Source organism: Bradyrhizobium sp. LTSP857, from assembly GCF_000938285.1.
GTDB lineage: Bacteria > Pseudomonadota > Alphaproteobacteria > Rhizobiales > Xanthobacteraceae > Bradyrhizobium.
Genome location: NZ_JYMS01000007.1, coordinates 733,348 through 746,521 on the forward strand (window position 1 = coordinate 733,348; position 13,174 = coordinate 746,521).

A 13,174-nucleotide genomic window follows, 5' to 3' on the forward strand; every position below is an offset into this window, starting at 1 on the left:
TCAATGCCCATGCGTTTCGGGAGGGCGCACCGCGTTCCGCCAGAGCAGGATCGGTATCACCATCAGGTAGACGACGACGTCGCGGTACGCACTGACCTGGTACGCGGAAAAGGACTCGGTGAGTCCCACCAGCAGGACGCCGACCAGCGCGGTCGGATATTCAACGATTCCGCCAAGAGCTGCGGCAACGAAGCCCTTCAGGCCGATCGGAAGACCCATGTCGTAGTTCGCCGTGATGAGTGGCGCCAACAGGAGGCCCGACAGCGCGCTGAAACCGGCGCCGATGGCGAAACTCAACTGGCCAGCGATGCTGACCGGGATGCCGCAAAGCTGCGCACCGGTCCGGTTGACGGCCGTGGCCTGCAGAGCCTGGCCGGTCAACGTCCTCTCGGAGAAGAGATAGAGCGCGATCATCGCGACCAACGACGACGCGCAGATCCATAGGCTCTGATAGGTGACGAAGACGGGCCCGAGTTCAACGCCCCCGTCGACCACCGGGGGAACGGACCTCGGTTCCGCGCCCCAGATCACCACCGCCGTCCCGTGAAGCACCATGTAAACGCCGACGCTGACGATCAGCAGCACGATCGGCGAGGCGTCGGAAACCGGCTCCACCGTCAGACGATAAATCAGCGTGCCAAGCGAAGCGGTCGCCACAAGCGATGCGAGAACTGCGAGCCAATAGGATCCCGGCAGGAGATTGGCGAGCCACGCTGTCGCGAGCACGATGAGGATCCACAGCGCCCGCGAAAGGACGATGCGCATCCTCATTGTGCCTGTCAGACGCCGTTCAGCGACGTCCCTCAGCGCGAACGCGGCCAGGCCGGCGGCCACGAGTGCGCTCAGCACGCTGAACGTACCCGACAGCGCACTCGCGAAAGAGAGCGCTCCCAGCGTCACGTACTCGCCTTGCGCAATGTTGACCACGCGCGTCACCGTGTAGATCACGATGAGGCTGAGTGCGAGGAGCCCGTAGACGGCGCCGTTCGTGATGCCGTCCGCGACCAGAAAGAGCAGCGTGTCAAGCAACGGTCATTCCTCGATCAGGACGAACTTGCCGCCCTTGATTTGCGAAAGGAAGGTCGAGCGCTTGTCGAGACCCAGATGGTCGGTCGGCGTGATGTTGAAGATACCGTTCACGCCAGGCCATTCCTTGGTGTGCTCCATGGCGTCCTTGATCGCGACGCGCGTCGCAGCGAGATCGTCGACCTTCGCTCCGGAAGCGGTCGCGCGCTGATAGGCGTCGACGGCCAGCATCATCGCGTCCCAGGACTGGCCGGCGAAGAGGTCCACCTTCCCCTTCCCGTAAGCGCCGTCGTACAGCTCGGCGAACTTCGCGAGCACCGGGCGAAGTGGATTGTCTTTCTTGATCTGATCGTAGACGTTCAGCGCGCCGACGCCGACGATCGCACCTTCGACGTTGGCCTTGCCGATGTCGACGAACGCATTGATCGACGAACCGCCCCCATGATAGATCGGCCCTGTGTAACCGACCCGCTTCAACGCCTCATGGGCGAGGTCGGCCGACGGCGGAATGGCGTGGATATATGCCGCGTCCAGCCCAGCCTGTTTCAGGCGCAGCGCCTGGGGCGTGAAGTTGGTGTCTTGACGTGCAAAGCGCTCGGTCGCGACCAGCTCGACGCCGGTATCCTTGGCAACGTTCTGAAGCTCCTTCAGTCCGCCCTCGCCGTAGGCATCCTCCAGACCGAAGAATCCGATCTTCTTGATGCCTTGACGCTTCATGTAGTCCAGCGTGCGCTGGAGCATCAGCTTGTCCGACGTCGGCGTCTTGAAGGTGAACGGCCGCGCGCTCGCCGGCTCGACGATAGACAGCGACGAAGCCATGGAGATCATCGTGACCTTGGCGGCGCTTACGGTGTCGATGATGGCCATGGAGCCCGGCGTGGTCGTGCAGCAGACGACGACGTGCGCCTTGTCCTCTTCGATCGCCTTGCGCGTGAGGCTGACCGACTTGGTGGGATCGGAACCGTCGTCGTATGAAATGACCCTGATCTTGAAAGGCAGATCGGTCCGGCTCGACCAAGTCTTGTCGAACAGCTCGACCGCGTTGCGCTCCGGTGCACCGAGCACCGACGCAGGCCCCGTCACGGCGATGATCGCGGCGATGCGCAGTTCGGGCTTGTCCTGCGCCATCGCCGCGCTCGATATGGATACAGCGGCCAGTAACGCCGACACGCCGGGTGCGATGAACCCGCGCTTCATGGTCGTTCTCATGTATCCCTCACTGTTGCCATTGCCGACGAGATCGTGGCACCGCCGCGCCGCGGGTGCTGTATCTGCGGATACATCCGCGATTTTGTGCTGCTGGATACAGCCGGCGCCGGCTTCGGAGCGTTAGATCCCGATCTACTGAACAGACCAATAGAGGGAGAGCCGCGGCATGAACGGATGCACTGCTCAGGATTTTCGGACATTATTCCGCAGACTGACCACCGGTGTGACTTTGATCGCGGTCGCGGGCGAAGCGGGACCCATTGGCATGACAGTGAACTCGCTCACTCCGGTGAGCCTCGATCCGCCACTGCTGCTGTTTTGTGCATCGCTGACCAGCGCGACGGCAAAGAGGATCGCCGCAGTCGGGGCGTTCTCCGTCAATGTACTATCGGCGGACCAACAGGACGTCTCCATGCATCACGCCGGTCGACCTCTGCCGGAGCCGACATGGCGTTGGCGGGAAAGCGAATGCATACCGTGGATCGAAGGAGCGAACGCAACGTTCCGCTGCCGGCTCCTCGCGGAACATCCTGGAGGCGATCACCGCATCCTCGTAGGCGGCATCGACGAGATGTTTGGCCCCGCTACCGCGGCGACGCCGCTGCTCTACCACGGCGGCAAGTACGCACGCCTGCCCTACAACGAAATCGATCCATACGAGCGCATCGACGAATTCTGGTGGACCGGCTGATATCGTTTCAGGCGTCGAGATCCTTGGCCAGGATCGTGTAACCATCCTCGACGGACAGCATCCCCTTGTCGCGCAGCCGGCCGAGCGTCCGTGTGACAGTCACGCGTGAGGTCCCGGTCATCGACGCGATCTGTTCGTGAGTGAGATGCGTCAAGATCTTCCGGCCCCGTTCGTGATCGACAGCGAACATCCTGCTCAACCGGCTGAGCAGTTCGAGTATACGCTCTTCGGGATCGTTGGAGACGAGGTGCTCCAGCCGCAGCGCAAGAATCCGTTGCTTGAGACTGGTCAACCTCAGCAAGGCCAGCGCGAATTCAGGATCTTCCCGCATCAGCCCCTCGAGGCGCGCGGTATCGAATTCGAGAGCTTCGGTCGCCTCGACGGCGACTGCCGACGAGAACCTGGGCAATCCGTCGAAGGCAGCGCCCTCCCCGCACAGGGCGTTCGGCCCCATGTTCTCCAGCACTAATTCAGTGCCATCCCGTCTGAAGATCGATACTTGAACCAGGCCCGATTTCACGAAGTAGAAGCACCTGTTGACCTCATCCTGCCGATACAGTTGCTCACCTTCGGCAAATCGACGCAGCCGCACTTTCCCTTCGAACGATTGCAGTTTGGCCGCGAGCGCATCCGTCATGCGCCAAGTCGCGGCGGGCTTCTTCGCCATTCGTGCCCCTCCGCTGATTCCTCGAAAGGAACGACCAACACGTATCCGGCGATACAGCAAAGCTGCCGCCCCCGCGATACTCCGTTCGAATGATAGCGCGAGAGGAGGCAATCGCAATGGGCTTGGCTCAGCGGACCACAGTCCCCACTTCGATGGAAGCCGGGGCCGAAAAAGTGCTCGAACGAACGGCCGAGCTTGTACCGTGGCTGAGCGAGCAGGCCGCTCGGGTCGAAGAGGCGCGGCGGATACCGGACGATGTGGCGGAACGCCTTTTCGAAACCGGGCTTTTCAACCTGATGCGCCCTACGCGCTTCGGCGGCTTTGGTGTCTCTCCCCGCTTTGCCTGGGAAGCGACTTTCAACGTTGCATTCGGTTGCTCGTCGTCCGCCTGGCTCGCGGGACTGACAAGCGCCAACATCATCATGCTCGGCAAGTTCTCTGCCGATGCCCAACGGGAGATCTTCGCTCCTGGCGTATCGCCGATCGTCCCAATGCTGACGGGCGGCGTCGGCCAGGACATCAAGATCGAACCGGTCGAGGGCGGCATCGTCCTGGGCGGCCGATGGCGTTATGCGTCTGGTGTGGACATTTCGGATTGGCTTGGCCTCCTGGTCAACATTCCGGGTTCCGGCGAGGTACCGGCCCCTCATGTAGTCCTCGTTCCCCAATCCGAATTCGCGATCGACCACACCAGCTGGCGCGTGATGGGCATGCGGGGCACCGGCAGCAAGAACATCGCCCTCAGCAAGGCGTTTATCCCGTCACATCGCTTCCTGAGTTGGGCAGAACTGCAGGCAGGCAACAAGCATCCGACCTGCCCAAACACCGAGCCGGTTTACGAGTTTCCCTTGAACACAGCCAACGCGATGTCGGTTCTTGCTCCGACGCTTGGCGTTGCCAACGCATGCAGCGATGAATGCATCAAGATCATTCGAGGCCGCGTCAGTTCCGGCAATCAGCAAGCCCAGATCAACGACAAGATCGCGCAGGTGGACGCCGGCAGCAGCGCAGCGACCATGAGCCTTCTCCGCGATTTCCTGATTTCTGAAACGGCCGCGATCGAAAACCGGATACTTCAAGGCGGCCCCCTCACTCACGAGGAGCGTGGACTGAGCCGCGCAAAGGTCGCGATCGCTTCCCGCCAGGCGCTGAGCTCGGCGCAACGGTTGTTCACCGCGCTGGGTGGCTCACTGCTGCCGGAGGGTACTCGGATCGAGCGTCTTTTCAGGGATATCCACGCCATGAGCTCACATTTTCTGCTGCAGCCCGAGCCCATCGCCGAAGCCTATGGCCGTCTACTGCTCGGCCTCGAACTAACTCCCGGAACCCGGCTCTAACATTCGTAACCAAAGGATCTTGCATGACAAAAACGACCTATGCCTCCAAGAGCCCGATCTTCACCGCTGCAGACGGTGGGACCATTTTCGACAAATTTCAGTATTCCTCCGCGGTGAAAGCCGCAGGCCTCATCTTTGTCGCTGGTCAAATCGGACTCAATGCCGACGGCTCGATGCCCGAAAAGCCCGAGCAGCAGTTCGTCAACGCGTTCGAACGTCTCAAACTGGTTCTCGAAGAAGCCGGTGGCCAGATGAGCGACCTGGTCGAGCTCGTTTCCTATCATGTCGGCTTGAATACCAATAACCATCTGGCCGATTTCATGAAGGTCAAGGAGAAGTATGTGCCGGCGCCGTTCCCGACATGGACAATTCTGGGCATCGCGGGCCTGGCCCGTCCGGGTCTAATCATCGAGATCAAAGCGGTCGCAGCGGCGAAGAACTGAACGTTATCCGCTTCTCCCAGACTAGGTCGGGGCCATAGCGGCCCCCACCGCTCTTTCAAAGCAGCCGATGATTTTCCTTCGATCGACGTCGCCCGCGAAGCGCGCAATCTCACGATCAGCCAAACGCCGTCGCAAGCCGAGATTTGTACCCCAGCGAGAACTCGTCAGCGAGCGGTACGGCATTTGGTACTGCACAGCCAATCGAGATCGCGCCTAAGACCTGATTGTGCTTCGCTTTTCGAGATGTCCCGCTCCAATTCATCATGGGCCAATCTGAACTAACTGAAGGAAGGATCATCGAGAGAAGTCTAGCTGCGACGCACGTTGGAGCACCGTGAGAAGGCAGCGCTCCGGTTCAGATTGAGGACACGCAACCACCAATACGGACATTCTCTTCAAATGTTATGTGGGATGCTTTTTGCCTCCATGGAATTTGTCTTTGACTTAGCTGAGAATTCAGTAGCCTGGCTTAGTGACTTGCTAGGTGGGATCAGCGGCTCTCCATCCCGCGCAAGAGTCTGTTGCGATAGGTATCCAGGATGACGGCCAGCACGATGACAGCGCCGATAACGATCGGCTTCACATTGTCTTCTGCACCCAAAAGCTGGAGGCCCGTCGAGAGTACCTGGAGAATGCAGGCGCCGACCAGGGTTCCGATAATCGACCCCTTGCCGCCGGATAGGCTGGTGCCCCCGATGATCACTGCAGCGATCGCGTTGAGCTCATAGCCGATGCCTGCGATCGGGCTGCCGACATTGAGCCTGAGCAGATAGACCATGGCAGCGATGCCGGCCGTCAGGCCCGAGATCGTAAAGGTGGCGATCTTGATGGTCCGAGGATTGTGACCGGAGAGGCGCACAGCCTCTTCATTGGTACCGATTGCAAAGATGAAGCGCCCGAACACCGTGAAGCGCAAGATGAACCAGCCGATGAGGATCACGCCAACCGCGATCACGAAGATCGATGGGAACACACCCCAGAAGATCATATTGCCGAATTCGACGAAGGGCTCCGGCAGGCCGGTGATGGTCGAATTGTTGGACACGACGCGGGCAAGGCCGCTGGCGATGTTCAGCATGCCAAGCGTCACGATGAAGGACGGCAGCTTCCACTTCTCGCATACCCATCCATTGATGGCGCCGCAAATGGCGCCGGTTCCGAGGCAGGCGAAGAAGGCCAGCGTGATCGAGATTTCAGCGGACAGCCGCTCGTCGGTCATGATCGTGGCACCGACTACTGTGCACAGCGCAAGCACCGAGCCGACCGACAAGTCGATACCCCCGGCTAGGATCACGAAGGTCATGCCTGCCGCGAGCACGGTGTTGATCGCGATCTGAACAAAGATCTTCAGGAAGTTCCCCGACGTCGCGAAATAGGGTGCGGTGGCGGAGAAGAACAGCACAATCAACACCAGCGCGACCGCGACGCCCGCCTCGCGCATCGAGATACGCAGGAGATTTTGCCATATCGCGCTCGACTTGTGCGACCCGACGCGGTCAATTCCCTTGGTCACGACCATACTCCTGATAGGCAAGGGAAAGGATGCGGTGCTCATCAAATTCGGCGCGCGGCACCTCGCCGGCAATCCGCCCGTTCGAGAACACCAGAATCCGGTGGCAGATCGCCATCAATTCGGGGAGATCGGATGAGACCACCAGGATGCCCTTGCCATCGGCCGCGAGATTGCCGAGCAGTTCATAGATCTCGGCCTTGGCACCGACATCGATGCCGCGGGTCGGCTCGTCGAAGATCAATGCCTTGGGCCCCCGGAACAGCCATTTCGCGATGACGACTTTCTGCTGGTTGCCGCCAGAGAGGGTCCGGACGGCCTGATGGATCGAGGACGTCTTGACGCGCAACTCCTTTACGAGGCGCGTCGAGGCCTCAAATTCACTGTTGCGCCGGAGCAGGCCTCCCCGCGAGACCTGGGCGAGATCGGTGATGGTCATGTTCTCGGCGCAGCTCATATCGAGCAACAAGCCTTGCCCTTTTCGATCCTCGGTGGCGAGGCAAAGCCCATGCGATACTGCATCCTTCGGCGAAGCAATCTCTACCTCCTTCCCCTCGATGCGGATCGTGCCGGCGGCCTTCGGGTCGGCGCCAAAGAGTGCGCGAACCACCTCCGTGCGGCCCGATCCGACCAGCCCGGCGATGCCGACGATTTCGCCCTTGCCGACCAAGAAGGAAATCTCGGGGCTATGGCTCGTCAGCTTCAAGCCCGTCACGCCCAGCGCCTCGCCGGCAATGGACACGTCGGCGCGGAACACGCCCTGATCGGTAATGGTTCTCCCAACCATGAGTTCTACGACCTTTGGAATACCGAGGCCGGCAAGCGGGCGGGTCGTCACGTGCTGGCCATCGCGCAGCACTGTCACCTGCTCGCCGACCTCAAAGATTTCCTCGAGCCGGTGAGATATGTAGAGCGTGGTCACACCCTTGGCCTTCAGGCGGCGCAGGATCTCAAAGAGGCGATCAACCTCGCGCGAGGTCAGTGTTGCCGTCGGCTCGTCGAGAACGAGCAGCTTGCTCTCATGGCAGAGTGCCTTGGCGATCTCGACCAATTGCATCTGCGCGACGCCGAGCCGGCTCACCTCGGTTGTCGGCGCAATGTCGAGGCCGACCTCGCTCAGCAGCTCCGCGGCTCGCCGGTTCATTTCCCGAAAGTTGACCAGTCCCCATCGGCTCGGCAGTTGCTCGAACAGCAAATTCTCCGCAACCGACAGGTTCGAAAGCTGATGCAGTTCCTGGTGCACGACCCGAATGCCGGCCTTGAAGGCTTCCAGCGGCGAGGTTGGGCGGTAGGGCGCGCCGTCGAACCAGATCGAACCGTCGTCCGGTTGCAAAACGCCGCCGAGCATGTTGATCAATGTCGACTTGCCGGCCCCGTTCTCGCCAAGCAGCACGTGCCCGCAACCACGTGCAATGTCGAAGGACACGTCTCGAAGGGCGACCACGCCGGGAAACCGCTTGCCGACCGACTGCAGCCTGAGAATCGGAGCTTCGCTCGGCAATGTCGCGCCCCCAGAACGGCTCAACTCATTGACATGCATGAGAGGCCGCTCCCCGGCGACGGCAGAACAAAGTAAGTGGAATCTGACGAGAATGATCTTTGCCAAAATCGGGACGCTGACAAGATGTCAGGCGCCCCGATCAAGCTATACCCGGAAAGACCGGATCACGCGTCCTTGGCCGTAACCAGCTTGATGTCGGTCTTGACCCAGCCGGTGAACTTCTCGCCGGCCATCTGACGCATGCCGTAGTCGATGCCCATCACGGCCATCTTCGCACCATACTGCTCAACCGTCGCCAGCATCTTGCCGCTCTTGATCAACGGCTGCACCGGCGGAATGTTATCGAAGCCGACGACCTTGATCTTGCCGCTTTTGCCCGTGGCATCCAGCGCCTTGACGACGCCAAGCGCCATGGAATCGTTGGCTGCCATCACGCCCTGAATGTCCTGATACTTGGTCAGGAAGTTGGTCATCAGCGTGTTGGCCTCCTCGGTCTCCCAGTGCGCCGTCTTGCTGTCGAGCAATTTCAGCTTGCCTTCAGCGATCGCATCCATAAAGCCCTGCTTGCGTTCCTTGCCGTTGTCGGCCTCCGGATTGCCTTCAAGCATGACGACCTTGCCGCCCGCACCAAGTTCCTTAGCGAGGGCATCACCAGCCAACTTGACGCCGCCGCGATTGTCTGGACCGAAGAAGGCCAGATCGATGCCCGCGGCTTTCTTGGCGCCAGCATCGAGCGGCACGTCGATATTGACGACAGTGATGCCGGCCTTGACGGCCTTGGCGAGCGGAGTGGCCATGGCCTTGGAGTCGGCCGGAGCGACAACGATGATGTCGTACTTTTGGGTAACGAAGTTCTCAACCGCGTCGACCTGCGCGGCGAAGTCGCGTTCATCCTTCATGCCGACGGCCTTGAAGTCGAACTTGTCCTTGTTCTCGGTGGCATACTTGTCCGCACCGGCCTGCATCTGCTTGAAGAACTCGTTTGAAAGCGATTTCATCACGAGGCCGACCTTCGGCTTCCCGGCGGCCAGCGTCGGACGGATGCCCGACATGATCGTGATCGTTCCTAGCCCGCCGGCCAGGATGATCTGACGGCGACTGATTCCCGATGTCGGCGTATGCTGTGTGAAATTCGGCATTTTCCACCTCCCTGTCGAACGTTTTCTTGTGCCGGACCTTTGCGCCGGCCCTGATGAAACGTTTCCAAATGATGAGTATCAGAGTTGAGCGGACGTTTCAAGTCAACCACGGCGGAGACGGTCGTCCGGTTCGGCCCGGTCTACCGCACGCGACCTTTCCACGCGTTCGCGGTCACAACCAAAACAAGAAACGCACCCCAGACGAAGTCGATCAGGTGGTTCGAGAATCGCAAAATCTGCAATCCGCTGGAGAGCAACATGAGCGCGATCACGGCGAGCGCTACTCCCGTCACTGTGCCGCGACCGCCTGACGGATTGGTCCCGCCGAGCACCGCAATCAAGATCGATTGTAGGAGATAGGATGTGCCGTAGTCTGATTTGGCAGCGTTGGTTCGTGCCGACAGAAGGACGCCCGCGAGCGCCGCCAGTCCGCCGCTGAGAACAAAGCTCCAGAAGATCAGCCTAGTACGGTTGATACCCGCGAACAGCGCCGCTTTCGGATTGGTCCCGATCAACTGGAGCGAGACGCCAAAGCTCGTTCGATCGATGAGGAAAGCAATTGCGGTTGCGATGACGAGAAAGACGATCAGCGGCGCCGCAAGCCCCAGCAGTTTGCCGTTGCCGATCATATTCCAGGCCGCCGGAAAGCCAACGATGGCCGGCCCGCCGGTGAGGACCAGCGCAAGGCCGGTGAATATCTGCCCGGTGCCCAGCGTGGCCAGTATGGGCGTGATGCGTAGCCGGGTCACCAGAAGACCATTGACCGCACCCGCTATCATGCCGGTCGCCAGCGCAAGCGCGATTCCGACCGGAGTCATGAGGCAGCCCTCCCCTGCCCGGATCCCGTCCACGCCGATCGCCGCATGAAAGAAGAGGCCCGCCATGATCGCCGAGAGGTTGGCGATGCCGATCACCGACAGGTCGATACCCCCGGTCAGCATGGCGACCAGCATCGCGATCGCAAGAATGCCGAGTTCCGGAAACAGAAAGCTCAGGCTTTCGAAATTGTAGAGATTCAGGAATTTGTTGGGGCTGAGCCATGTCATCACGACGATGATCAGCACGATCATGAGGACGAGCCGGCCGATATTATCGTCGCGATTGATGAGGGTGCGAGGGTCGAGAGCGAAGCGCTTCACGGCGATATCCTCAGACAAGACGTTTGCGGTCGCGCCAGGCCGTGGCGGCGGTTGCGATGACGATGATCGAACCGATCACCACCAGCTGCCAGGTCGTATCCACCTTCATGACGATCAGGCTGTTCTTGACCATGACCAGCATGAAAACGCCCAGCATGGTTCCGAGTACGCTGCCCCGGCCGCCGAAGATCGAAGCGCCGCCGAGCACCACGGCGGCAATAACCTCCAGATCAGTACCAACAAAATCTCTCGGATTGGCCAGCCAGATCATCGAGCTGTGGAGCATGCCGGCAAAGCCGGCGAGCGCGCCCGCGACGCAATAAACGAAGAAGATCGTCTTGCTGAGACTGATCCCGACGCGGTTAGCCGCCTCGGAACTGCCACCGAGCGCGTAGACGGAGCGTCCGATCATCGTGTGGCGCAATACGAAGTGCACCGTGACCGCGAGCGCCAGATAGATGAAGATCATGGCCGAAAGGCCGGACTGGCTGCCGTCGGCGTGATTGGAGACCAGTACTTCTCCGCGCGCGAATTCGATGAGCGCCGGCGGAAACCGATCGATGTTGACGATCGAGGTACCCATGACACCGAGCAGCAGACCGCGCACCATGGCGCCGGTGCCAAGTGTCACGATGAGCGGGATCATGCGAAACTTCCATACCAAGAAGCCGTTGATTGCGCCGCAGAGGATGCCGATCGCGACAGCGCCGAGGAACGGCAGCGCCACGCCGGGATAACCCACCGCCACCATGGTCTTGACCGACAGGTACATGGCGGCGGCCGCGATCGCGGGAAATGAGACGTCGAACCCGCCGGACAACATCACCAGCAGCACACCCAGCGCCATGATGCCGACGATCACGTTCGATTTCAGGATCGAGAACAGGTTGTCGGCCGACCAGAAGGCGGGATTGATCAACCCTATGACGAGCATCACTGTCACCAGCACAGCGGCGATCAACGTCTCCGACCGCTGCAATACGCGCACCAGCGGACTCATCGGAAGGAGCTCAGCATGTCGCTGACCTCATGTTCGGAGGTCTCACTCGTGGCCATGTCCGCGACGAAACGCCCGCGGTGCATGACGATGATCCGGCTGCAATTCTGAACGAGCTCGGGCAAGTCATCGGAAATCATCAGAACGGCAAGCCCCTTTTCGGCGGCAAGCGTGCGCACGATGCGATGAATCTCGGCCTTCGATCCAACGTCGACTCCGACTGTCGGTCCGTTGAGAAGCAACACTCTCGCATCGGTCAGGAGCCACCGTCCTATGACCACCCGCTGCTGATTGCCTCCCGACAATTGCCCGACCGGTTTTGCGCCGGTGGGTGTCGCGATGCGCATGGCGGCGATCATGTCGGACGAACGTCGGCCGGCTTCCACCCGATCAAGGACCAAGTGCGGCGCGATGCGATTGTAGATGGACGCAAGGATGTTGCGGTCGATAGATTGGCCGAGAAAGAGCCCTTCGGTCAGACGATCCTCGGGTACGTAGGCAATGCCGGCTGAAATCGCGTCGCCGGGCCGCTTGATGTCAACGGCCACGCCATCGACGCGGATATCTCCCACCGTGGCGACTTCCAATCCAAACAGGGCCCGTGCAAATTGGGTGCGGCCGGAGCCGAGCAAACCGGCAAGGCCGACGATTTCACCAGGGCGAATGTCGAGCGCCAGATCCTCGAATTGTCCCGGCAAGGTCAGGTTCTTCACGGATAGTCGCGGCAGCTGACCTGCGGCAAAGCCGCCCTCTGGCGCGCGATAGGGCGTGTCGGAGATATCCTGTCCGGTCATGGCGCGGGTGATTGCCGCTTCGTCGAACGAAGCCGTCGGCCCCTCCGCGACCTTGCGGCCATTGCGCATCACGGTGATGCGGTCGGAGATTTCAAGCATTTCCCGCATCTTGTGACTGACGAACAGGGCTGCGACGCCGCCGCGTCGGATTTCGTTGACGACCGAGAACAGGGAATCGATCTCCCGGCGGGTGAGAGCCGTCGTCGGTTCGTCCAGGATGAGCAGGCGTGGCCCGGCAATCATGGCACGGGCGATCGCCACCAACTGGCGTCCAGCGGTCGATAGGGCGTCGACGTCGGCGTCCGGATCGAGATCTACGCCGAGGCGTTCAAGCGCGGCCTCGGCAATGCGTCGCACGCGCCTCCAGTTCACCAGATGTCGGCCCTCGCCGAGTTCGGCGCCGAACGCGATGTTTTCAGCCACCGTCAGATTCCCGAAAAGCGAGAAATCCTGATAGATCACCTGGATGCCCGCATGGATCGCAGAGATCGGATCGAAGGGCGGAATGATCCGACCATCGAGCGCGATGGTGCCGCGGTCCGGTTTGTAGACACCGGACATGACCTTGATCACGGTCGACTTGCCCGACCCGTTCTCCCCGGCGAGGCAGTGAATCTCCCCCGCATCAATGGACAGCGACAGGCCATCGAGGGCCTGCACGCCGGCAAAGTGCTTGGAGATGTTGTCCAGCGTCAGAAGATCCGGCATCGCGTGAGTTCCT

The 13,174-nt window shown here is 60.8% G+C and carries 12 protein-coding genes; 3 read left to right on the forward strand and 9 right to left on the reverse strand.

The features are described 5' to 3' along the window. Both UP06_RS05060 and UP06_RS05065 read right to left on the reverse strand, forming a co-directional pair. Entirely contained in the window at positions 1–1,029 is a 1,029-nt protein-coding gene (locus tag UP06_RS05060; RefSeq protein WP_045000962.1) for a branched-chain amino acid ABC transporter permease, read from the reverse strand. 3 nt (positions 1,030–1,032) lie between these two features. Beyond that, on the reverse strand, positions 1,033–2,223 hold the full coding sequence (locus tag UP06_RS05065; protein WP_045000964.1) for an ABC transporter substrate-binding protein: 1,191 nt from the start codon (positions 2,221–2,223) through the stop codon (positions 1,033–1,035). Between the two features lie 178 nt (positions 2,224–2,401). Here UP06_RS05065 and UP06_RS05070 point away from each other — a divergent pair, with 178 nt between their 5' ends. Then, the gene (locus UP06_RS05070) at positions 2,402–2,926 is read left to right on the forward strand and encodes a flavin reductase family protein (protein WP_045000966.1); all 525 of its coding nucleotides are present in this window, start codon (positions 2,402–2,404) and stop codon (positions 2,924–2,926) included. Positions 2,927–2,933: 7 nt separating this feature from the next. Here the strand turns inward: UP06_RS05070 and UP06_RS05075 are convergent, their stop codons facing one another. Next, positions 2,934–3,593, reverse strand: a complete 660-nt coding sequence (locus UP06_RS05075; protein ID WP_045000968.1) for a Crp/Fnr family transcriptional regulator — start codon at positions 3,591–3,593, stop codon at positions 2,934–2,936. Positions 3,594–3,709: 116 nt separating this feature from the next. Here UP06_RS05075 and UP06_RS05080 point away from each other — a divergent pair, with 116 nt between their 5' ends. Together UP06_RS05080 and UP06_RS05085 are read left to right on the forward strand one after the other, a co-directional pair. Then, positions 3,710–4,930: an acyl-CoA dehydrogenase family protein gene (locus UP06_RS05080; protein WP_197087123.1), complete on the forward strand. Its 1,221-nt coding sequence runs from the start codon at positions 3,710–3,712 to the stop codon at positions 4,928–4,930. A 23-nt stretch (positions 4,931–4,953) separates the two neighbouring features. Continuing rightward, positions 4,954–5,373, forward strand: coding sequence for a RidA family protein (locus tag UP06_RS05085; RefSeq protein ID WP_045000971.1), 420 nt, complete (start codon positions 4,954–4,956; stop codon positions 5,371–5,373). Between the two features lie 490 nt (positions 5,374–5,863). On the opposite strand, the gene UP06_RS05090 is transcribed toward UP06_RS05085, so the two are convergent. From UP06_RS05090 to UP06_RS05115, 6 genes are all read right to left on the reverse strand, one after another. Further along, positions 5,864–6,814 carry an ABC transporter permease gene (locus tag UP06_RS05090; RefSeq protein ID WP_156162782.1) on the reverse strand — a complete coding sequence of 317 codons (951 nt, stop codon included), beginning with the start codon at positions 6,812–6,814 and terminating at the stop codon, positions 5,864–5,866. A gap of 55 nt (positions 6,815–6,869) precedes the next feature. After that, complete coding sequence (locus tag UP06_RS05095) at positions 6,870–8,384, reverse strand: sugar ABC transporter ATP-binding protein (RefSeq protein ID WP_502691518.1); 1,515 nt, start codon at positions 8,382–8,384, stop codon at positions 6,870–6,872. Between the two features lie 164 nt (positions 8,385–8,548). Continuing rightward, positions 8,549–9,436 (reverse strand): sugar ABC transporter substrate-binding protein, encoded by an 888-nt coding sequence (locus tag UP06_RS05100; RefSeq protein ID WP_245305411.1) that lies wholly within the window; start codon positions 9,434–9,436, stop codon positions 8,549–8,551. A 227-nt stretch (positions 9,437–9,663) separates the two neighbouring features. Next, positions 9,664–10,662, reverse strand: coding sequence for an ABC transporter permease (locus UP06_RS05105; protein ID WP_045001208.1), 999 nt, complete (start codon positions 10,660–10,662; stop codon positions 9,664–9,666). Between the two features lie 10 nt (positions 10,663–10,672). After that, positions 10,673–11,650 (reverse strand): ABC transporter permease, encoded by a 978-nt coding sequence (locus UP06_RS05110; protein ID WP_045001210.1) that lies wholly within the window; start codon positions 11,648–11,650, stop codon positions 10,673–10,675. Between the two features lie 8 nt (positions 11,651–11,658). After that, complete coding sequence (locus UP06_RS05115) at positions 11,659–13,161, reverse strand: sugar ABC transporter ATP-binding protein (protein ID WP_045000974.1); 1,503 nt, start codon at positions 13,159–13,161, stop codon at positions 11,659–11,661. Positions 13,162–13,174 lie beyond the last annotated feature (13 nt).